The sequence below is a fragment of the Streptomyces diacarni genome, from assembly GCF_003323715.1.
In the GTDB taxonomy this organism is placed as follows: Bacteria; Actinomycetota; Actinomycetes; order Streptomycetales; family Streptomycetaceae; genus Streptomyces; species Streptomyces diacarni.
Genome location: NZ_QOIN01000047.1, coordinates 385,236 through 404,404 on the forward strand (window position 1 = coordinate 385,236; position 19,169 = coordinate 404,404).

The following is a 19,169-nucleotide window of genomic DNA, read 5'->3' on the forward strand; positions in this document are numbered from 1 at the left end:
CCCCCGCTTACCGCCGCTTACCGCCCCTTACCGCCGCGTCAGCTGAGTTCCGCGCCTCCCGAAGCCTTCATCCGCGAGGACTCCAGGGTCTGCGAGGCCGGCGGGGCGCTCACCTCGACCTCGGTGCCGTAGTCCGAGTAGAAGACCGTGTTCTCGGAGCTCGACCCGTCCTTCGTCTCGAAGGACTCCTCCTTCTTGACCAGCAGGTCGTTCTCATCGATCCACAGGTCGATCTTCTCTTCCGTGATGCCCTGCTTCTCGAACTGCTGCTCCAGAGCCTTCTTGTCGGACTCCTTGAGGTCCTTGGACTGCATACGCACCAGCTCGGACGGCGTCAACGTACCGCTGTAGTGCGTGGCCTCGGCCCCGCGCACCGTCTCGGTCCCGGCCGACTTCACCTTGCCGCTCGCCAGCAGCAGCTGCACGGAGCGTGCCGGGTTGTTGTTCTGCATCTGGTCCTTGAGCATCGCGCCGGAAGCGCTCTGCTCGGCCATGGTCTCGTAGTCGGTCTTGACCCACTGCTTGCCCTGCATCGGCTTCTGGAGCTTCATGTACATCGCGTCCGACAGGTAGCGGATCGTCGTCGCCGAGCCGTCGGCGGTGGCCTCCACCTCTCCTTGGATGCCGCCGGACGACCAGTCGAAGGCGCCCTTCAGCTCGCTGGACATGGTCTTGCCCTGCGTGGTCGTCTTCTGGACGCCGTCGGCGGCGGCGGAGTTCTTCCCCTCCGTGGCCGCCGAGGCCCTCTTCAGCGCCGCCAGGGCGCCCTGCACCGCCGAGCCGCCGCCCTTCGCCTCGTCCCCGCCCCCACCGTCGGCCTGCTCGCTGCCGCAGGCCGTCAGGCCCGTCATCAATGCGACACCCGCCGCCACGGCCGCCATCCGCGTGCTGCGCATGGAACTCCCCCTGTTCGTCTGTGCACGGACCCGTGGGGCCCGCTTTTTATCGGAACCTTACGCAACGGCAGAGACGACCGGAGTGGGGGAAGGGGTTCCGCCTCTGCGGAGCACGTGGAGCACTGAGCCGCTGGACCCGCCAACGGCGAAGGCCGGTGCCCGCCCCGGGAGAGGGGCGGGCACCGGCCTGTGTTTCGGCGCCTGCGGGCCGGTCGCGGATCAGACCGCGGCCGGGTCCTCCTCGACGAGGAGGTTGCGGGTGCGGTTCGAGTCGACGGGGATACCGGGACCCATCGTCGTGGTGAAGGCGGCCTTCTTGATGTACCGGCCCTTCGCCGCCGACGGCTTCAGCCTGTTGATCTCCTCAAGGGCAGCGGCGTAGTTCTCCACGAGCTGCTGCTCGTCGAAAGACGCCTTGCCGATGATGAAGTGCAGGTTGGCGTGCTTGTCGACACGGAACTCGATCTTGCCGCCCTTGATGTCGGTGACGGCCTTGGCGACATCCGGGGTGACGGTGCCGGTCTTCGGGTTCGGCATCAGACCACGCGGACCGAGCACGCGGCCGAGGCGGCCGACCTTGCCCATCAGGTCCGGGGTCGCGACGACGGCGTCGAAGTCGAGCCGGCCGCCGGCGACCTCCTCGATCAGTTCGTCGGAGCCGACGATGTCGGCACCCGCGGCCTCCGCCGCCGCAGCACGGTCGCCGGTCGCGAAGACCAGGACCCGGGCGGTCTTACCGGTGCCGTGCGGGAGGTTGACGGTGCCGCGGACCATCTGGTCGGCCTTGCGCGGGTCGACGCCCAGGCGCATGGCGACCTCGACGGTCGCGTCGAACTTCTGCGTGGAGGTCTCCTTGGCGAGACGGACCGCCTCCAGGGGCGCGTACTGCCGCGTCCTGTCGATCTTCTCGTCCGCCGCGCGGAGGGTCTTGCTGCGCTTCACTGCTGCTCCTGACGGTATGGAGTCGTGGTGCGGGCCAGCGCCTGGCCCTGCCACGGGGAGGAAAGGGTGGGGGTCAGCCCTCGACCGTGACGCCCATGGAGCGGGCGGTACCGGCGATGATCTTCTCCGCCTGGTCCAGGTCGTTGGCGTTGAGGTCGGGCATCTTGGTGGTGGCGATCTCGCGCACCTGGTCGCGGGTGATCTTGGCGACCTTGGTGGTGTGCGGAGTGCCGGAGCCCTTCTCCACGCCCGCGGCCTTGAGGATCATCTTCGCGGCCGGCGGGGTCTTGGTGATGAAGGTGAAGGAGCGGTCCTCGTAGACCGTGATCTCCACCGGGATCACCCAGCCGCGCTGCGACTCGGTCGCGGCGTTGTAGGCCTTGCAGAACTCCATGATGTTGACGCCGTGCTGACCCAGCGCCGGGCCGACCGGCGGAGCCGGGTTGGCGGCGCCGGCCTGGATCTGGAGCTTGATCAGCCCCGCGACCTTCTTCTTCTTGGGAGGCATGCTTCTCTCCGGGTCCTGGTGAGAGTGATTCATCCCTCCGCCCTTCACCCGGGCGGAGGCATACCGCACAACGATAGCCGGTACCGTTCCGCGGCTCGAAACCGAGCAGGTCAGGAAGGGCCCGAGGGCTCTTCCTGACCTGTCCGGAAGCTGGTTGTTCCACCGGCCCGCGAGGCGGGCCGACGGTCAGTTCTTCTGGATCTGGTCGAAGCTCAGCTCGACCGGGGTCTCGCGGCCGAAGATCTCGACGAGGCCCTTGACCTTCTTCGAGTCGGCGTTGATCTCGTTGATCGTCGCCTGCAGGGTGGCGAACGGACCGTCGGTGACGGTGACCGAGTCGCCCACCTCGAAGTCGAGCACCTGGACCTCGACCTTGCGTCCTGGCGTGCCCGCGGGCTTGCCCTCCTCGTCGGCCGCGGCGGCCTTGGCGGCCTTCTCCTCGGCCTCGGGGGCGAGCATCTTGACGATCTCGTCGAGGGTGAGCGGGTAGGGGTCGTAGGCGTTGCCGACGAAGCCGGTGACGCCCGGGGTGTTGCGCACGACGCCCCAGGACTCGTTGGTCAGATCCATCCGGACGAGCACGTAGCCGGGCAGCTTGTTCTGCCGGACGTTCTTGCGCTCGCCGTTCTTGATCTGGACGATCTCTTCCTCGGGGACCTCGGCCTGGTAGATGAAGTCCTCGACGTTCAGCGAGACGGCGCGCTGCTCCAGGTTGGCCTTCACGCGCTTCTCGTAGCCCGCGTAGGTGTGGATGACGTACCAGTCGCCCGGCAGGAAGCGCAGCTCCTCGCGGAGCTGGGCGACCGGGTCGACCGTCTCCTCCTCGGCGGCCTCGGCGGCCTCCTGGCCCGCGGCGGCCGCTGCCTCGGAATCGTCGGCGTCCTCGGCGGCGACGTCGCCGGCGGCCTCGGCCGCGGTCACGTCGTCGGCCGGCAGGGCCGCGCCGTCGTCCTCGTCACGGACGGCGGCCACCTCGGCGGGCTCACCGGCAGCGGCCTCGGCGGCTTCCGCCCGGTCGACGCTGCTGTCCGCCGCCTCGACGATGTCGCGCGCCGTGTCGTCGCCCGCTTCGGGCTCGACGGCATCGTTCATGTTCGGCTCAGACACGGTGGCTGCTTCTTCCTGACTTCAAGGGGTCGAACATGCGGAAAGCCCCCGCGGAGGGGGCTTCGCGCGGGTGGTCAGCCGAAGACGTGTTTCATGACTTCGGTCAGCCCATAGTCAATCACGAACACCAGGGCGATGATGATGACGACGAAGACGATCACCACGCTCGTGTACGTGGAGAGCTGCTGCCGCGTCGGCCAGACGACCTTGCGAAGCTCCGCGACGATCTGACGGTAGAAAAGGGCGAGGCGAGCCAGAGGCCCCTTCTTCGCCCGCTTTCCGCCCTTACGGGGCTTCTTGCCCTCGGACGACCCTCCGGGCTCGGGGACCTCGGTGGTATCCGTGATCTCCGTCACTCGTCCTCACCTGATCCGGGTCGTTGCCCTGCGGCGTCCGGCCCGGCCGCACGGCGGTGCAATGTCAGTGCATTCAGTCGCTGCAACACGTACGCACGCACACACCTTGGCGACGTGTGTGTAGCAGGGCCGGAGGGACTCGAACCCCCAACCGCTGGTTTTGGAGACCAGTGCTCTACCAATTGAGCTACGACCCTTTGTTGTTTCCCTCAACCTACCGCATTCACACGGTCGCGCGGCGTGTGCACCGGCAACGCACTGTGATCGACAGGTCGAAGGCCAACGACGTGTGAGTGTACGTGCTCAGCGTCCTGGCGTCGAACACGATCCGCCCCCGCCGCGGACAAGATCGCCTCCCGCGCCCGTCAAACCGCTGTGCCGCCGCTCGGGCGGGTCTGGTTACATGCCCTGTATGACCGCAGCGACTCCCCCTGCACAGCCACCGTCCGAGCGCCGCCTGTCGGCGCGTATCAGCGCGATCTCCGAGTCCGCCACGCTGGCCGTGGACGCCAAGGCCAAGGCGCTGAAGGCCGCCGGGCGCCCGGTGATCGGGTTCGGCGCCGGCGAGCCCGACTTCCCGACGCCCGACTACATCGTCGAGGCCGCCGTGGCCGCCGCGCGCGACCCGAAGAACCACCGCTACTCCCCCGCGGGCGGACTCCCCGAACTGAAGTCCGCCATCGCCGACAAGACGCTCCGCGACTCCGGGTACCGGATCGAGGCGTCGCAGGTGCTGGTCACCAACGGCGGCAAGCAGGCGATCTACGAGGCGTTCGCCGCGCTGCTCGACCCGGGCGACGAGGTCATCGTGCCGGCCCCGTACTGGACGACCTACCCGGAGTCGATCCGGCTGGCGGGCGGCGTCCCGGTCGAGGTCACCGCCGACGAGACGACCGGGTACCGGGTGAGCGTCGAGCAGTTGGAGGCCGCGCGCACCGAGAAGACGAAGGTCGTGCTGTTCGTCTCGCCGTCCAACCCGACCGGCGCCGTCTACCCGCGCGCCCAGGTCGAGGAGATCGGCCGCTGGGCGCTGGAGCACGGGTTGTGGGTGCTCACCGACGAGATCTACGAGCACCTGGTCTACGGGGACGCGGAGTTCTCGTCGCTGCCCGTGGTGGTGCCCGAGCTGCGCGACAAGTGCGTGGTCGTCAACGGTGTGGCCAAGACGTACGCCATGACGGGCTGGCGCGTGGGGTGGGTCGTCGGCCCGCAGGACGTGGTCAAGGCCGCGACGAACCTCCAGTCGCACGCCACCTCCAACGTCAGCAACGTCTCGCAGGCCGCCGCGCTGGCCGCCGTCTCGGGCGATCTGGAGGCCGTCGCCGAGATGCGCACCGCCTTCGACCGCCGCCGCCGCACCATCGTGCGGATGCTGAACGAGATCGACGGCGTGGTCTGCCCCGAGCCGGAGGGCGCCTTCTACGCGTACCCGTCGGTGAAGGCCCTGCTGGGCAAGGAGATCCGCGGCAAGCGTGCCTCCACCTCGGTCGAGCTGGCGGCGCTGATCCTGGAGGAGGTGGAGGTGGCGGTCGTCCCGGGCGAGGCGTTCGGCACCCCCGGCTACCTGCGGCTCTCCTACGCGCTGGGCGACGACGACCTGGTGGAGGGTGTCTCGCGGATCCAGAAGCTGCTGGCCGAGGCGCGGGACTGACGCGCACACGCAGCGAGCACACCGCGTGAGCGGGCCGGGGCACGGCGCCCCGGCCCGCTCACGCTTTCGGGTATCGCTCTGGCGCCCGCCGGCGCCCGTTCCGCCGCACCCGGCTCTCTGTTCGGGACGTCCCCTTCGGGGAACCCGCTACCGGTCACCCGCCCCAGTACGGCAGGATCTTGGGATGTTGCACTCTTCCGGAGAGCGGGACACGCGCGCACTGCCCAAAGCCCACCTGCACCTGCACTTCACCGGGTCTATGCGGCCCTCCACGCTGCTGGAGCTGGCCGACAAGTACGGCGTGCACCTGCCGGACGCGCTCAAGGGCGGTGAGCCTCCCCGGCTGCGGGCGACGGACGAGCGCGGCTGGTTCCGCTTCCAGCGGCTCTACGACATCGCCCGCTCCTGTCTGCGGGCGCCGGAGGACATCCAGCGGCTGGTGCGGGAGGCCGCCCAGGAGGACGTGCGGGACGGCTCGCGCTGGCTGGAGATCCAGGTCGACCCGACCTCCTACGCGCCGCGGCTCGGCGGTCTCTCCCCCGCGCTGGAGATCATCCTGGACGCGGTGGAGACGGCCTCGCGCGAGACCGGGCTCGGCATCCGCGTGGTGGTGGCCGCCAACCGCATGAAGCACCCGCTGGAGGCCCGTACACTCGCGCGCCTGGCGGTGCGGTACGCGGACCGCGGCATCGTCGGCTTCGGCCTGTCCAACGACGAACGGCGGGGCTTCGCCCGCGACTTCGACCGCGCCTTCGGTATCGCCAGGGACGGCGGGCTGCTGGCCGCGCCGCACGGGGGCGAGCTGTCGGGTCCCGGCAGCGTCCGCGACTGCGTGGACGACCTGCGCGCCTCCCGCGTGGGCCACGGCGTGCGCGCCGCGGAGGACCCCTGGCTGCTGTCCCGGCTCGCCGAACGCCGGGTGACCTGCGAGGTCTGCCCGGCCTCCAACGTGGCGCTGGGCGTCTACGACAAGGCCGAGGACGTACCCGTGCGGGCGCTGTGGGACGCCGGGGTGCCGATGGCCCTGGGCGCCGACGACCCGCTGCTGTTCGGCTCACGGCTGGCCGCGCAGTACGACCTCGTGCGCCGCGCGCACGCCTTCACGGACGCCGAACTCGCCGAGCTGGCCCGCCAGTCGGTACGGGGCGCCTCGATGCCCGAGGACGTACGCGCCGGGGTACTGGCGGACATCGACGCCTGGCTGGCGCCCGCGGCGTGAGAGCGGGCGCCGCCGCCCGACGCCCGTCCGGCCGGGGCGCTCAGCCGATACCGTCCAGTACGGTGCGCGCGAGCGTGGCCGCGAAGTCCTCCAGCGGAGCAGGCGGTCCGTCGACGGCTCCGTAGGCGAAGGCCCGGTGCGCGCAGGCGCCCATCAGCAGCGCGGCGGCGGTGTAGGTGTCGGCGTCCGCCCTGATCCTGCCGGCCTCCTGTTCGGCGCGCAGGTAGGCGTCCAGCCGGCTGATCGGCACGTGTGGCCCTACGCCCCTCTCGCGCATGGCCCGCTCGTGCCGGTCCTTGAGGCGGCGGTCGGCGAAGAGGGACGCGGCGATGGGAAACGTCTCGGCGTAGAAGACGGCGGCGTGCCGGGCGACCTCGGCGAGGTTCTCCTCGACGGTGCCCGCGCCCGGGTCGCCGCGCAGCCTCTCCAACGTGGCGCCGAGCCGCGGCAGCCGCTCGCTCAGCACGCCGATGAACAGTTCCTCCTTGCTCGCGAAGTGCTTGTAGAGCGCCGCTTCCGAACAGCCCGCCGCCTTGGCGATCTCCTTGGTGGTGGTGCGCAGCAGTCCTTCCGAGCGCATCAGCGCGTGTGCGGCGTCGAGGATGCGGGTCCGGGTGGGCTGCGGGGTCATCGTGGTCCCTTCTTGACGGGAGAGTGAGTACTTACCCACCATAGAGGTAAGTGAACACTCACCCACCCTTGGAGTCACCGTGCACCTCACCGTCTTCGGCGCGACCGGCGGCGTCGGCCGGGAAATCGTCCGTCAGGCGCTGCAAGCCGGGCACGCCGTCACGGCCGTCGTCCGCGACCCGGCGCGGCTGCCCGTCACCGGAGAGCGGCTGGAGATCGTCACCGCCGACCTCACCGAACCCGGCGCCCTCGGCTCCGCCGTGGCCGCCCGTGACGCGGTCTTCTCCGGACTGGGCGCCTCCAGCAACGCGCAGGCACGTCAGGGCGTCGCAGCACGCGTCACCGACGTGGTGCTGCGCGCGCTGGAGACGGCCGGCACCCGGCCTGACGGGGACCGGCCGCGCTTCGTCGCCGTCAGCGCGGCACCGCTCGCGAGCGAGCCGGCCGACCAGACGTTCGTCTCCCGGCGGATCGCGATGCCGCTCGTCTCCCGCTTCCTCAAACCGGTCTACGACGACCTGCGCGTCATGGAGGAGGCCATCCACCGCAGCGCGACGGAGTGGACGGTGGTGCGGCCCCCCATGCTGCGGGACGGGCCGCTGCGGGAGACCTACCGCACGGCGCACGAGGTGAACCTGCGGGGCGGTCGCCTCATCGGGCGCGCCGACGTCGCCCACGCGATGCTCGCCGCCGCCGCAGACCCGGCCACCGTCGAACGGAACGTGAGCGTCGCCTACTGAACCCGCCGGCTCCCGGCCCCGCGGGAGCCGGCACCTACAGGGCGCAGCCGACCGTCACCGGCTCGTTCGTCAGAGTGACGCCGAACGCGTCCCGCACCCCGTCGCGCACCTCGCGTGCCAGCGCCAGCAGGTCGGCCGTGGTGGCCGAACCCCGGTTGGTGAGTGCCAGCGTGTGCTTGGTCGAGATCCGGGCAGGACCGGTGCCGTAGCCCTTGGTGAAGCCCGCCTTGTCGATGAGCCAGGCGGCCGAGGTCTTGGTGCGCCCCTCCCCCGCGGGGAAGGCGGGCGGCGCCACCTCGGGACCCAGCCGCTCCCGCACCCGGTCGACGAAGGCCGCGAACTGCTCGTCGTCCAGGATCGGGTTGGTGAAGAAGGAACCGGCCGACCAGGTGTCGTGGTCGGCGGGGTCGAGCACCATGCCCTTCCCCGCCCGCAACCGCAGCACGGCCTCGCGCGCCCGCGCCGCGGGGACCCGGTCGCCGGCCTCCACGCCGAGGAGCCGCGCGGTCTCCGGATACCTGATCGGCGCGGAGAGGCCCTCCGCGTCCTCCAACGCGAAACGGACCCGCAGCACGACGTGGCGTCCCGGATCGGCCTTGAAGCGGCTGTGCCGGTAGGAGAAACCGCACTCCGCGTTCGTGAGGGTGACGACCTGGCGGGCCCGCCGGTCGTAGGCGACAACCTCGGTGAGGGTGCTGGAGACCTCCTGGCCGTAGGCGCCGACGTTCTGCACGGGTGTGGCGCCCGCCGAGCCCGGAATGCCGGCCAGGCACTCGACGCCCGCCAGGCCCGCCTCGACGGTACGGGCCACGGCGTCCGACCAGTTCTCGCCCGCGGCCAACTCCAGGCTGCTGCCCGACAGGGAGAGACCGCGGGTCGCGATGCGCAGGACGGTGCCCTGGAAACCCTCGTCCGCGATGACGAGGTTGCTGCCGCCCGCGATGATCAGCAGCGGCGTCCCGCTGTCGTCCGCCTCGCGGACCGCGGCGATCACCTCGTCGTCTGTGGTGGCCACGACCAGCCGCTCGGCGGGCCCGCCGAGGCGCAGCGTCGTCAGCGGGGCCAGCGAGGCCGTGGGGACACCGGGGTCAACGTAGAGTTCCTGCACGCGCTCCAGCCTACGGGTGTGCGCGACCCGGGCCGCCCCACACTCGCGGCGGGCCCCGCCACGGCGCGGGCCGGTCGTCGGCCACCGGCCGCCTGCCGCTGTCTCAGCCCAGCTTGACCACGGCCCGGGACATGCCCAAAACCTTGGTGCCCGCGCTGGTGACCGTCAGGTCGACCTGCACCGTGCGGGCCTCGTCGTCCAGCTTCTTGGCGACCTTGCCCGCCACCTCGATGACGGCGCCCTCGTCGTCCGGCACGACGACCGGTTTGGTGAACCGCACGCCGTACTGCACCAGCGCACCCGGGTCACCCGTCCAGTCGGTGACGACACGGGCGGCCTCGGCCATGGTGAACATGCCGTGCGCGATGACGTCGGGCAGCCCGACGCTCTTGGCGAACCGCTCGTTCCAGTGGATGGGGTTGAAGTCCCCCGAAGCGCCGGCGTAGCGCACCAGCCGCTCCCGGTCCACGGGGAAGCTGCGCGCGGGCAGCTCCGTGCCCGGCTCCACGTCGTCGTAACCGACCCGCGCTGTCATCCGGGTCACTCCCCTTCCGGCGTTTCGACCGCACGCGCCACCAGTTTGCAGTGGACGGTGACCACCGTCTCGCCCGCCTCGTCCAGCACGTCACCGCGGATGTCGAGAATCTCGTTGCCCGCCATCGACCTGATCGACTCGATGGTCGAACCGACCGAGAGCAGGTCCCCCGCGCGGACGGGACGGCGGTAGGCGAACTTCTGGTCACCGTGCACCACACGGCCCCAGTCCAGACCCAGCTTCGGATCGCGCACCACGCGCTCCGCCTCGCGGAAGGTGAGGGAGAACACGAACGTGGGCGGCGCGATCACGTCCGGGTGACCGAGCGCCTGCGCGGCCTCGACGTCCGTGTAGGCCGGATTGCCGTCCCCGATGGCCTCCGCGAATTCGCGGATCTTCTCCCTGCCGACCTCGTACGGCCTGCTGGGCGGGTACGTCCGCCCGACGAAGGACTGGTCGAGTGCCATCGGCGGCGCCTCCTGGGGCAGTGGTGGCGGGTTCACGGCTTCCCGACTGCCCGGCCTGGCGGCGTGGGCGTCGTGGTGTCGCGACGCCGTGGCTCGACGGCGACGCGGCGAGGCGCTGCACCCAGGAGACCCGCGGGAGGCTGAACCCGTGGAAACCGGCCCGGACCGGGCCCGTGGGGCCGGACACAGCACGAGGCCGACCCCGACGGGCGGGGACGGCCTCAGCGCAGAGAAGAAGTCAGCGCGTCTCGCGGTGCACGGTGTGCCGGTTGTCGCGCGGGCAGAACTTCTTCATCTCAAGCCTGTCCGGGTTGTTGCGCCGGTTCTTCTTCGTAATGTAGTTCCGCTCCTTGCACTCCACGCAGGCCAGCGTGATCTTCGGGCGGACGTCTGTGGCAGCCACGTGAGTGCTCCTTGACGAACGGACGGATGAACGCAGAAAGAGTAGCCGATCGAAGGACAGACCCCACAACCGGCTACTGTCGGTGAAGTAGCGGTGACCGGACTTGAACCGGTGACACAGCGATTATGAGCCGCTTGCTCTACCGACTGAGCTACACCGCCACGATGCGGTGATCTCCCGACGGAAGACCTCTCACATCAGAGCCCCAAAACGGAATCGAACCGTTGACCTTCTCCTTACCATGGAGACGCTCTGCCGACTGAGCTATTGGGGCGAGCGATGAAGACATTACACGTCCCGCCGCCAAACGTGAAATCGGTATGGGTGCCCCCCGCGTGCCCTGGGCCGCCTGGTGAGAGCCCTGGGACCACGGCCGCCCCGGCCTCCCCGTACACCACACCGGTACGACTATTCGTCTCTTCCCCGCCGCCACCGGCCACGCGTCCTACGCTCGTCCCCACCTCGACGTGGGAGCCAGGACGGGGGAGCGGAGATGACCGACAGCGAGCCGCAGGAACCGGGGAGAACGGGGCACGAATTCCACGACGCCGCCCCCCGGCGTTCCGCCCGCCCGGCCCACTCTCTCGTGCTGTGCGGCGCACGGCTCGCGGACGGCCGCACGGTGGACGTACGCCTCGTCGGCGAACGCATCGAGGCCGTCGGCACGGCGGGCAGCCTCGGCGGCGCCCGCGAGTCCGGCACCCGGCTCGACCTCACCGGCTACCTCCTGCTCCCCGCACCCGCCGAACCCCACGCGCACTACGACAGCGCATTGACGGCACCGACGGCCGAACCGCCCCGCCCACGCCACCCCGAGCGCCGCCCGGGCGACACGGACGGGATCGCTGCCGGTGCCCCGGGCGGGGCCGCGGACGGTCGTCAGGACACGGCCGGCGAGGCGGACGCCCTCCCCCGCGAGGACATCCAGCGGCGCACCACCGAAGCCGCCCTCCTCCAACTCGGCCAGGGCGCCACAGCGCTGCGCACCCACGTGCACATCGGCGACGTCGCCGGACTGCGGTCGCTGGACGCGGTGCTCCAGGCCGGGCGGGCGCTGAGCGGCATGGTCGACCTGCACACCGTGGCCGTACCGCGACTGCTGACGGGCGTCGCGGGCGCCGAAGGGCTGGCGATGCTGCGGGACGCCGTGAAGAGAGGCGCCACGGCCGTCGGCGGCTGCCCCGACCTCGACCCCGACCCAGGCGGCTACGTCGAGGCCGTCCTGGACGTCGCCGCCGAACACGGCTGCCCGGTCGACCTGCACACCGACGGCGGCGACCCGGCCCGGCTCGCCCGGCTCGCCGCCGCGGCCGGCGGACTGCGCCCCCGCGTCGCCATCGGCCCCTGCGGCGGTCTCGCACGGCTGCCGCACCAGGTCGCCCAGCGCGCCGCGGGACAGCTGGCCGCCGCGGGAGTGACCGTCGTGTCCCTCCCCCAGGGCAACTGCGGCGTCCTCGAACGGCCCACCCCCACCGCGCCATCCCGGATGGCGCCCGTCCGCATGCTGACGGCAGCGGGGGTCGCGGTCACGGCGGGCAGCGGAGCGCTGCGGGACGCGGCCAACCAGGTCGGCCGCGGCGACCCGCTCGAAGCCGCCTACCTGCTCGCCTCCAGCGGGGAGGCCCGCCCGGACGAGGCCTACGAGGCGATCAGCGCGCGGGCGCGGTCCGCGATGGGACTCCCCCGGGTACGCGTCGAGGCGGGCTTCCCCGCCGAACTGCTGGCCGTGCGCGCCACGGAGCTGGCCGGGGCGCTCTCCCTCGCCTACAGCAGGATCGTCGTCCACCGCGGACGCGTGGTGGCACGGACCAGCGCCGTGCGCGAGTACTGCGACCTGGCCGGCGCCCGCGAACCGGGCCTGCCGCGCCAGTCCCAGGGCTGAGCCCCTGGCACCCCGGCCCCGAGGCGCGCTCAGGGCACCGGGTGGGGTGGGGTCCGTGAGCTGGTGTGTCCGGGGGCGTACGGTCGGTGCATGCGCACAGTCATCGCTGGTGGACACGGTCAGATCGCGCTGCGGCTGGAGCGGCTGCTCGCCGGGCGCGGAGACGGGGTGGCGGGCATCGTGCGCCGCCCCGAACAGGCGAGCGACCTGCTGGCGGCAGGCGCCGAGCCCGTCGTGTGCGACCTGGAGTCGGCGAGCGTCCAGGAACTCGCCCGGCACCTGGAGGGCGCCGACGCGGTCGTCTTCGCCGCCGGAGCCGGTCCCGGCAGCGGCAGCGAGCGCAAGCAGACGGTGGACCACCGGGCGGCCGTCCTCTGCGCGGACGCCGCCGAGGCCGCGGGCGTACGGCGCTACCTGATGGTCTCCGCGATGAGCGCCGACGCCTCCCTGGCGGGCACGCCCGAAGGCATGGACCCCGTCTTCGCCGACTACCTGCGCGCCAAGGGAGCCGCGGACGACGACCTGCGCGCCCGCACGGACCTGGACTGGACGGTGCTGCGGCCCGGACGGCTGACCGACGATCCCGGCACCGGCCGCGTGCACCTGGCCCCCGAGACCGGACACGCCGAGGTGACCAGGGACGACGTCGCTGCCGTGTTGACGGCCCTGCTCGACGAGCCGCGCACCGCGGGCCTGACGCTGGAGCTGGTGGGCGGCCGCATGCCGATCCCCGAGGCGATCGACGAGGTCGCGGGCGTGGCGGGCAGCTGAGCTCCCTCTCTGCCCCGACGTCACCTTCGCCACCCCACGTTCACCAGCCCACGTGACGTCGTGTTCGCCAGGATCCGTCGAACACGAGGCCGCCCGCCCCTCCCCCGGGGTGGTTCCTCTCACCCGTCGGAGGGAGCGGGGTTGCTCCGCGCGCGAGCGGGAGATCGCATGGAGCGCCCACCCCCTGTGACCGAGGGAGCTCGACATGCGTGCACGGATCCTCCTCGCGGCCTCCGCCCTGGCCGCCGCCGGCCTGCTCGGCGGAACCGGCGCCGCCGCGGCGGCAGCCGAACCCGCACCCCCCACCTCGCACCTCAACGGCCTGGCGCACTCCACCTGCGACTCGGCGACCAACGCCGCGGCGCTCCTCGGCGGAAGCATCAGCTGCGGGCAGTGACACCCCGCCCGCAGGTAGCCCGGTAGCCCCTGTCGCGTCACCCCTGTCGTGCCACCCCCGTCCTGGCGCGGAGGGGTGCGGAGGGATCCACGAAGTGGAGTCGTCACGCCGCGGGGCTACCGTTCCCAAACGCAGGTCTCCCGTTCCCGTTTGCGGGGCTATCGTTCCCGGATGGGGAGACGGGCCGCGGAGTTTCTGGCAGAGGCAGCACGGTGGTACGTGCGGTACGCCCCTGGCCGCCTGGAGAAGCCGTCTCTCTCCCGCCTGCTGAACCAGTACTTCGCCCAAAGGCCGGTCCGTCGCACCGTGACGACTCGGACAGGCGCGGTCTTCGAGGTGGACACCGAGGACCTCATCCAGCGCTACCTCCACCTGTTCGGCGTGTGGGAGCCGCACATGACGCGTTGGCTCACGCGTCGGCTGCGCCCCGGAGACGGCTTCGTCGACGTGGGAGCCAACATCGGCTATTTCAGCGTCCTCGCCTCACATCTGGTCGGAAGAACCGGTGCGGTCACGGCGTTGGAAGCCTCCCCGCAGTTCCATCACCAGACCCTGCGCAACCTCCGGCTCAACGGCTGCACCAACGTGCGCGCCGTGAACGCCGCGGTCGCCGCCGAGCACGAGACGCTCCGCTTCACGCTCGCGTCGTCACGCAACCTGGGTGCCAACAGCGCGGTTCCGTGGGACGGGCCGGCGGCGTCCTCCTTCGAGGCGGACGCCGAGCCGTTGGCGCGGCTGCTGCGGCCGGACGAGATCGAGGCAGCCCGCGTGATCAAGATCGACGTCGAGGGCGGCGAAGGGGCTGCCGTCCGCGGCCTGGAGCCCGTACTCGGCCGGCTCCGCCCGGACGCCGAGATAGCGGTCGAGGTCGCTCCGGAGCGCATGGCCCAGCTCGGGGACGACGCCGCCGAGTTGCTGCGCACGATGCGCGGGTACGGCTTCCACACCTACCGCCTCCCGAACAGCTACCGGGCAGGCAGCTATCCGACGGCCCTCCACGCGCCGCACCCGCCTCGGCGCTGGCACGGCCCACTGCCCGAAGTGAGCGATCTCGTCTTCTCCAGGACCGACGCCGAGGTCCTCTGAGGCCGACGCCCGGCATCTCCGGGGCCGACGCCCCGGAATCTCCGGGGCCGACGCCCCGGAATCTCCGGGGCCGACGCCCCGGAATCTCCGGGGCCGACGCCGCGGGTTTCCCAGGCTCGGCCCCGCGGCCGCCTACTCGCCTCCCGGATACCGCCAGCGCATACGGCCCAGCGCCTTCGCCCTGGCCTCCACGACGGCCATGCGCGCGTTCCGTTCCACCGTCTCGGTATGGTCCGGCCAGCTCGTGGCCTGGCCAGGCCACTTCCGGTAGAGGAGACCGGCCTCACCGTGGAACCAGCCCTCCGCGACGGCGTTCAGGGCCAGGAGGAGACCGGTGTCCTCGGAGGCCGGAAGCGCGGTCCAACCGCCGAGCGCGGCGAGGAGGTCCCGGCGTACGCACAGGGACGCGGGATGCACCTGCGCCCTGTAGTCGTGCGCCTGCCAGTGCTCCAAAACCGCGCCGCGTTCGACGACCCCCTCGGGCGGATCCTGGTCGAAACCGACTCTCGAGCCGTCGGGAAGCAGGTCGAGTACCCGCGCGGTGGTCCAGCCGAGGTGCGGACGTGAGGTCAGGACACGGACGTCCCGGCTCAGCGCCCCGGGCGTCAGCATGTCGTCGGCGTCCAGCACGCGCACCAGGTCGACGTCCTGGCCCACCCGGGAGAGGGCGAGTGTCCTGGCGACGCCGGGCCCGCCCTGGCGCCCCTGTCCGAACGACACGCGGTCGTCCCGGGGCACGTGGGGCGCGACGTCGTCACTCTTCCCGTCCTCCTGGACGACCCACCGCCACTCCCATCCGGCGGGAAGCTCCTGCTCCCGGAGCGACTTCCACGCGTCGGACAGGTGGGAGGCCGACGGACCGTGCACCGCGGTGACTACGACGACGCGACCCACGAGGGGTCACCACCTTTCGAGCTGTGTGGTGAAGATTATTTCGGTGCGGTCGCCCGGCAGCACGAGGTCCGACACCTCGACCGCACGGTCCCCGACGTCGCGCGAGACCTTCCGGACGACGAGCACGGAGGTCCCGGGCAGGAGACGCAGTTCTTCCGCCTCCTCCGCCGTCGGCGGCCGAGCAGTGACGTGCTCCTCCATGCGGTCGATCTCGATGCCGACCGTGCGGAGTTGGTGCATGGTCCCACCGGGCCACGGTTCGTTCGCGTCGTCGAGCAGCCCGGGGTTGCCGGAGATGTGGTCGCGCACGAGGTAGCTGGTCACGAGGTTGAAGGGAGCATCCTCCTGGCGGTACCTCGTCCGGTAGTTCCGCTGGATGAGAGCTGCCCCCGCGGGGAGGCCGAAGACGGCCGCGAGGTCGCCGCTCGCCTGCACCTCGCGGTAGTACGCGTGGAAGAGCAGGTCGTCCATCACCAGGCCCGTGTCGTGCTCCGTCGCCCCCGTCCTGGCCCGCTCCTCGTCGGGGATCAGCGCACGGCTCTTCTCCCACTGGTGACGCTCGTTGCTGCGGGTCACCCTCTTCCGGGGCTTGCGCACGAAGCTGCCCCGGCCGTGCCGCTTCTCGATCAGCCCCTCTGTCTGGAGGAGGCTGAGCGCTTGCCGGACCGTCGGGGGGGTCTTCCGGTACTTCTTCGAGAGCTCCGCCTCGGTCGCCAGCCTGTCGCCAGGGCTCAGCTCACCTGCACGGATGGCCTCTCTCAGGTCGTCAGCGATCTGCTCGTAGGCCTTCGCCACTGCGCTCATCCCCTGTCACCGGTGCGGCCCTCACCCTACGAGTCCTCAAGTCCTCTTGATGACTAACGGTCAGCGTGTCGGCACACGGGGAGGTCACGGGTGGGGGCGGTCCGGGAGCGGTGCAACAGCAGAAGGGGCCCCTGCCCGGCCTCACGGCTGGTCAGGGGCCCCTTCTCCTCCTGTGGCGGCGCCAGGATTCGAACCTGGGAAGGCTGAGCCGGCAGATTTACAGCGGGCCGCTTTCACCCTCTCTGACCTGCCCGTTTCCCCGCGATGCTCCCAACTGGGGAACACGTGGGGAAGTCCCGGCCGTCGATGGGTAGGGAACCGTGACGGGTTGGGGGCAGATCGGGTGGGACACCTGACAGAAGCACACCCCTCGCTCGTTACGCTGGTACGCACCACTTCAGAACGGAGAGTGCTCCGCGGATGGGACCGAAGACGGCCAAGGTGTACGAGACGCTGCGCGCGCGGCTCGTCTCCGGCGAGTACTCCGCCGGCGACAAGCTGCCGTCCGAGCGGACGCTGGTGAACGAACTCGGCATCGGTCGAACGGCGCTACGTCAAGTGCTGGCCCGGCTGGTCGCTGAGGGCGCCTTGGAGGTGCGCGGCAGAAGCTCGTACCGCGTGCCCGGCGGCGTGAGCGTGGCGACGCCTGATGGCCTGGAGCCGTGGCGCATCCACGGTGAGCGGGATCTTTACGACAACCGCTGGGTCAAGCTCCAACTCTGGGATGTCGAGCCACCCGGCATGAAGCGCTTCGAGCACCACGTCGTGAGACTTCACCACGTCGCCATCACCGCCGCCCTTGATGACGAGGACCGGGTACTGATGATGTGGCGCTACCGCTTCGTGCCTCAGCAGTGGGGGTGGGAGCTCCCGGGCGGCATCGTCGATGAAGGCGAAAAGGCCGACGACACCGCGATGCGGGAAATGGTTGAAGAGACCGGATGGCGGCCCAAAGAGCTTGAGCACGTCGTCACCTTTCAGCCCATGGTCGGCATGGTCGACTCACCTCATGAAATCTTCGTCGGCCACGGCGCCGAACGAATTGGTGAGCCGACGGATTTGGAAGAGGCCGGACACATCGAGTGGGTTCCGTTGGCCGACATTCCGGGGCTGATGGCAAGGGGTCAGCTCATGGGTTCCGGCACGCTCGTGGCCCTTCTCCACATCTTGGCGAACCGCGGTAAGCGCGGCGTCACACCCGCGCGCTGAGCAGGTCGATACGGCGACGTTGGCGGACCGAGCCCGTACGGTTCGCCAACAGCCGGGCCTTGCGCAACTGAGTGCTCGCGTCGTCGTATTCAGCGCGCGCCAGGTGGGCTTGCGCCAGGTCCACGTGGAGACCGGCCCGCGCCCGGACGAAGGTGGGGTCAGCGACTTCCAGAGCCCCGTACAGGCTGGTAACCGCCTCATCCTCACCCAGCAGGGCCAAGACGTTGCCGCGCCACCGCGCCAGGTGGGCGCCGTTCAAAAAGATGCTCGACATGTCGGGATCGCGGTCGTCAGTGCCAGGTGGGATGACCTTGAAGGCGGCGTCGAGCGCGCGCTGGCAGTCATCCGGCATGCCGGCGTGGGCGCACAGCTCTGCCTCGGCAGCGTGCAGCCACGCCCGCAGGCGTGGCGAGCCCTCTTGCCCGAGGGTTCGCTGCGCGTCTCGGATCAGCTCAAGCCCGAGAGAGGGCCGACCCGCTTCGCACAGCACGTACGCCTGCTCTCCCATCGCATGAGCGAGGTACATCGGCTCTTCGGCGTCGCGCGCCGCGCGCTTGGCCAGCTCGTAATGCCGCCAAGCACGTTCCACCGCCCCCGCGTCGATCGCCTGCCACGCCGCCAAGGTGGACGCTCCTGCGAGAGCGAGCGCGATGGGGCGGCGTGTCCCGGGGAGCACGGCGAAGTTGAGAGCGTCTTCGAGAGCGGAGAGATGCCCAGCCATCTGGTCGACAAGGCCGGAAGCGCCCATCTGTCGATCCATGGTCCGCAGCAGCTCGGTTTGATCGTTGAACGCCTTCACCATGGAGCCGCTGACGCTGCCGGCTGAGTCGATCCTGCTGAGCAGATCGTCGTATCCATCGGCCACGGTCAGTGTCGGTGTAGAGGCTTGCTCACCTCGCAGTTCCGCGTCCGTGACGCCGAGAAGCTGCCGCAGGATCGCTGCGTAGCGGTCGGAGATGGCGCGCTTGCCGTTCTCCCACTCGGACACGTACACGCGCAGGCTGGCGGTTGAGGCTACGTCACTGGCGTGCCGTCGGGCGTACTGCTCAATCTCGCGAACCAGTCGTTCCTGAGACCAGCCGTGCGCGGCACGCGCTTTCCGAAGTCCAGTACTCACAGGGCATCACCCGGCATTGAGTCCCCTCCTCGACTCCCCCAGCATGCCTCACATTCCCGCAGGTCAACAGGGGTTAACACGCCCGAAGTTAAGGCCTGTTGGCTACCGGCGCACCGTCTCGCACCTGTCTTCTGGGAGTGCACCAGGGCGGGATCGCTTCGCTCGAAACGGTGAGAGCCCTTGACTCTGGTGCGCACCAGTTGCACTCTATTGGTGCGCACCAGATGCGGGAGGTTCTCCGCCCGGTCCCTGGTGCGAAGGGCGTCCGGGAGATCCCGAGAGCGTCCGTCGGTTCTGAACTGAACAGCGTGATCCACCACAGCTAGACGGCCGTGACAACGCCGGCCGAGGTGAGTGGAAATCCGTCGTGAGGCGCCATTACCGCAGGTGGTGGCAGCTCGACACGTGCGACGACCCCGCAGGGCTCATGGCTGCGGGCGAGCGCGG

Annotated in this window: 21 protein-coding genes and 3 tRNA genes; 8 read left to right on the forward strand and 16 right to left on the reverse strand. The window is 70.6% G+C overall.

Annotated features, from left to right (window positions below; all coding sequences use genetic code 11):
- Positions 1-38 precede the first annotated feature (38 nt).
- The 6 genes from DTL70_RS20975 to DTL70_RS21000 all read right to left on the reverse strand — a co-directional run bounded on the left by DTL70_RS20975 (position 39) and on the right by DTL70_RS21000 (position 4,006).
- The gene (locus tag DTL70_RS20975; protein WP_114023501.1) at positions 39-896 is read right to left on the reverse strand and encodes an SCO4651 family lipoprotein; all 858 of its coding nucleotides are present in this window, start codon (positions 894-896) and stop codon (positions 39-41) included.
- A gap of 219 nt (positions 897-1,115) precedes the next feature.
- Positions 1,116-1,838 (reverse strand): 50S ribosomal protein L1, encoded by a 723-nt coding sequence (gene rplA / locus DTL70_RS20980; RefSeq protein ID WP_114023502.1) that lies wholly within the window; start codon positions 1,836-1,838, stop codon positions 1,116-1,118.
- A 73-nt stretch (positions 1,839-1,911) separates the two neighbouring features.
- The gene (gene rplK / locus DTL70_RS20985) at positions 1,912-2,346 is read right to left on the reverse strand and encodes a 50S ribosomal protein L11 (protein ID WP_114018871.1); all 435 of its coding nucleotides are present in this window, start codon (positions 2,344-2,346) and stop codon (positions 1,912-1,914) included.
- 186 nt (positions 2,347-2,532) lie between these two features.
- Positions 2,533-3,453: a transcription termination/antitermination protein NusG gene (gene nusG, locus DTL70_RS20990; protein WP_114023503.1), complete on the reverse strand. Its 921-nt coding sequence runs from the start codon at positions 3,451-3,453 to the stop codon at positions 2,533-2,535.
- Positions 3,454-3,527: 74 nt separating this feature from the next.
- Complete coding sequence (gene secE / locus DTL70_RS20995; RefSeq protein WP_114018869.1) at positions 3,528-3,809, reverse strand: preprotein translocase subunit SecE; 282 nt, start codon at positions 3,807-3,809, stop codon at positions 3,528-3,530.
- Positions 3,810-3,933: 124 nt separating this feature from the next.
- Positions 3,934-4,006: transfer RNA gene (locus tag DTL70_RS21000), tRNA-Trp, on the reverse strand.
- Positions 4,007-4,221: 215 nt separating this feature from the next.
- Here DTL70_RS21000 and DTL70_RS21005 point away from each other — a divergent pair.
- Complete coding sequence (locus DTL70_RS21005; protein WP_181861009.1) at positions 4,222-5,460, forward strand: pyridoxal phosphate-dependent aminotransferase; 1,239 nt, start codon at positions 4,222-4,224, stop codon at positions 5,458-5,460.
- A gap of 184 nt (positions 5,461-5,644) precedes the next feature.
- Entirely contained in the window at positions 5,645-6,679 is a 1,035-nt protein-coding gene (locus DTL70_RS21010; protein ID WP_114023505.1) for an adenosine deaminase, read from the forward strand.
- 40 nt (positions 6,680-6,719) lie between these two features.
- On the opposite strand, the gene DTL70_RS21015 is transcribed toward DTL70_RS21010, so the two are convergent.
- Complete coding sequence (locus DTL70_RS21015) at positions 6,720-7,310, reverse strand: TetR/AcrR family transcriptional regulator (RefSeq protein WP_114023506.1); 591 nt, start codon at positions 7,308-7,310, stop codon at positions 6,720-6,722.
- A gap of 79 nt (positions 7,311-7,389) precedes the next feature.
- Between DTL70_RS21015 and DTL70_RS21020 the strand changes: the two genes are divergently transcribed.
- Positions 7,390-8,049, forward strand: coding sequence for an NAD(P)-dependent oxidoreductase (locus tag DTL70_RS21020; RefSeq protein WP_114023507.1), 660 nt, complete (start codon positions 7,390-7,392; stop codon positions 8,047-8,049).
- Between the two features lie 34 nt (positions 8,050-8,083).
- Here DTL70_RS21020 and DTL70_RS21025 read toward each other — a convergent pair whose 3' ends face one another.
- From DTL70_RS21025 to DTL70_RS21050, 6 genes are all read right to left on the reverse strand, one after another.
- The gene (locus tag DTL70_RS21025; RefSeq protein WP_114023508.1) at positions 8,084-9,157 is read right to left on the reverse strand and encodes a UDP-N-acetylmuramate dehydrogenase; all 1,074 of its coding nucleotides are present in this window, start codon (positions 9,155-9,157) and stop codon (positions 8,084-8,086) included.
- Between the two features lie 103 nt (positions 9,158-9,260).
- Positions 9,261-9,692: a MaoC family dehydratase gene (locus DTL70_RS21030; protein ID WP_114023509.1), complete on the reverse strand. Its 432-nt coding sequence runs from the start codon at positions 9,690-9,692 to the stop codon at positions 9,261-9,263.
- Between the two features lie 5 nt (positions 9,693-9,697).
- Positions 9,698-10,159: a MaoC family dehydratase N-terminal domain-containing protein gene (locus tag DTL70_RS21035; protein ID WP_114023510.1), complete on the reverse strand. Its 462-nt coding sequence runs from the start codon at positions 10,157-10,159 to the stop codon at positions 9,698-9,700.
- A 238-nt stretch (positions 10,160-10,397) separates the two neighbouring features.
- Entirely contained in the window at positions 10,398-10,562 is a 165-nt protein-coding gene (gene rpmG / locus DTL70_RS21040; protein WP_019354206.1) for a 50S ribosomal protein L33, read from the reverse strand.
- 88 nt (positions 10,563-10,650) lie between these two features.
- Positions 10,651-10,723: transfer RNA gene (locus DTL70_RS21045), tRNA-Met, on the reverse strand.
- A 40-nt stretch (positions 10,724-10,763) separates the two neighbouring features.
- A tRNA-Thr gene (locus DTL70_RS21050) sits at positions 10,764-10,836 on the reverse strand.
- A 219-nt stretch (positions 10,837-11,055) separates the two neighbouring features.
- On the opposite strand from DTL70_RS21050, the gene DTL70_RS21055 reads away from it, so the two are divergent.
- The 4 genes from DTL70_RS21055 (at position 11,056) to DTL70_RS21070 (ending at position 14,698) form a co-directional block, all read left to right on the forward strand.
- Entirely contained in the window at positions 11,056-12,444 is a 1,389-nt protein-coding gene (locus DTL70_RS21055) for an amidohydrolase family protein (protein ID WP_114023511.1), read from the forward strand.
- 90 nt (positions 12,445-12,534) lie between these two features.
- A complete protein-coding gene (locus tag DTL70_RS21060; protein ID WP_114023512.1) occupies positions 12,535-13,215 on the forward strand; it encodes an SDR family oxidoreductase in 681 nt (226 codons plus the stop codon).
- Positions 13,216-13,420: 205 nt separating this feature from the next.
- Complete coding sequence (locus DTL70_RS21065) at positions 13,421-13,612, forward strand: hypothetical protein (RefSeq protein ID WP_114023513.1); 192 nt, start codon at positions 13,421-13,423, stop codon at positions 13,610-13,612.
- A gap of 171 nt (positions 13,613-13,783) precedes the next feature.
- Positions 13,784-14,698 carry an FkbM family methyltransferase gene (locus DTL70_RS21070; protein WP_114023514.1) on the forward strand — a complete coding sequence of 305 codons (915 nt, stop codon included), beginning with the start codon at positions 13,784-13,786 and terminating at the stop codon, positions 14,696-14,698.
- Positions 14,699-14,830: 132 nt separating this feature from the next.
- On the opposite strand, the gene DTL70_RS21075 is transcribed toward DTL70_RS21070, so the two are convergent.
- Both DTL70_RS21075 and DTL70_RS21080 read right to left on the reverse strand, forming a co-directional pair.
- The gene (locus DTL70_RS21075) at positions 14,831-15,592 is read right to left on the reverse strand and encodes a glycosyltransferase family A protein (protein WP_114023515.1); all 762 of its coding nucleotides are present in this window, start codon (positions 15,590-15,592) and stop codon (positions 14,831-14,833) included.
- Positions 15,593-15,598: 6 nt separating this feature from the next.
- Positions 15,599-16,387 (reverse strand): GntR family transcriptional regulator, encoded by a 789-nt coding sequence (locus DTL70_RS21080; RefSeq protein WP_114023516.1) that lies wholly within the window; start codon positions 16,385-16,387, stop codon positions 15,599-15,601.
- A gap of 429 nt (positions 16,388-16,816) precedes the next feature.
- On the opposite strand from DTL70_RS21080, the gene DTL70_RS21085 reads away from it, so the two are divergent.
- The gene (locus tag DTL70_RS21085) at positions 16,817-17,605 is read left to right on the forward strand and encodes a GntR family transcriptional regulator (RefSeq protein ID WP_114023517.1); all 789 of its coding nucleotides are present in this window, start codon (positions 16,817-16,819) and stop codon (positions 17,603-17,605) included.
- On the opposite strand, the gene DTL70_RS21090 is transcribed toward DTL70_RS21085, so the two are convergent.
- Positions 17,589-18,599 carry an NsdA family TPR-like regulatory protein gene (locus DTL70_RS21090; protein WP_114023518.1) on the reverse strand — a complete coding sequence of 337 codons (1,011 nt, stop codon included), beginning with the start codon at positions 18,597-18,599 and terminating at the stop codon, positions 17,589-17,591. The genes DTL70_RS21085 and DTL70_RS21090 overlap by 17 nt on opposite strands.
- Positions 18,600-19,169: the final 570 nt, after the last annotated feature.

Bases quoted from the DNA above. Each gene is read 5' to 3' on its own strand.
- rplK (WP_114018871.1), bottom strand. From the start codon at position 2,346: ATGCCTCCCAAGAAGAAGAAGGTCGCGGGGCTGATCAAGCTCCAGATC.
- DTL70_RS21035 (WP_114023510.1), bottom strand. From the start codon at position 10,159: ATGGCACTCGACCAGTCCTTCGTCGGGCGGACGTACCCGCCCAGCAGG.
- DTL70_RS21065 (WP_114023513.1), top strand. From the start codon at position 13,421: ATGCGTGCACGGATCCTCCTCGCGGCCTCCGCCCTGGCCGCCGCCGGC.
- DTL70_RS21055 (WP_114023511.1), top strand. From the start codon at position 11,056: ATGACCGACAGCGAGCCGCAGGAACCGGGGAGAACGGGGCACGAATTC.
- DTL70_RS21030 (WP_114023509.1), bottom strand. From the start codon at position 9,692: ATGACAGCGCGGGTCGGTTACGACGACGTGGAGCCGGGCACGGAGCTG.
- DTL70_RS21085 (WP_114023517.1), top strand. From the start codon at position 16,817: ATGGGACCGAAGACGGCCAAGGTGTACGAGACGCTGCGCGCGCGGCTC.
- DTL70_RS21015 (WP_114023506.1), bottom strand. From the start codon at position 7,310: ATGACCCCGCAGCCCACCCGGACCCGCATCCTCGACGCCGCACACGCG.
- DTL70_RS21070 (WP_114023514.1), top strand. From the start codon at position 13,784: ATGGGGAGACGGGCCGCGGAGTTTCTGGCAGAGGCAGCACGGTGGTAC.
- DTL70_RS21060 (WP_114023512.1), top strand. From the start codon at position 12,535: ATGCGCACAGTCATCGCTGGTGGACACGGTCAGATCGCGCTGCGGCTG.
- DTL70_RS21010 (WP_114023505.1), top strand. From the start codon at position 5,645: ATGTTGCACTCTTCCGGAGAGCGGGACACGCGCGCACTGCCCAAAGCC.
- DTL70_RS21005 (WP_181861009.1), top strand. From the start codon at position 4,222: ATGACCGCAGCGACTCCCCCTGCACAGCCACCGTCCGAGCGCCGCCTG.
- DTL70_RS20975 (WP_114023501.1), bottom strand. From the start codon at position 896: ATGCGCAGCACGCGGATGGCGGCCGTGGCGGCGGGTGTCGCATTGATG.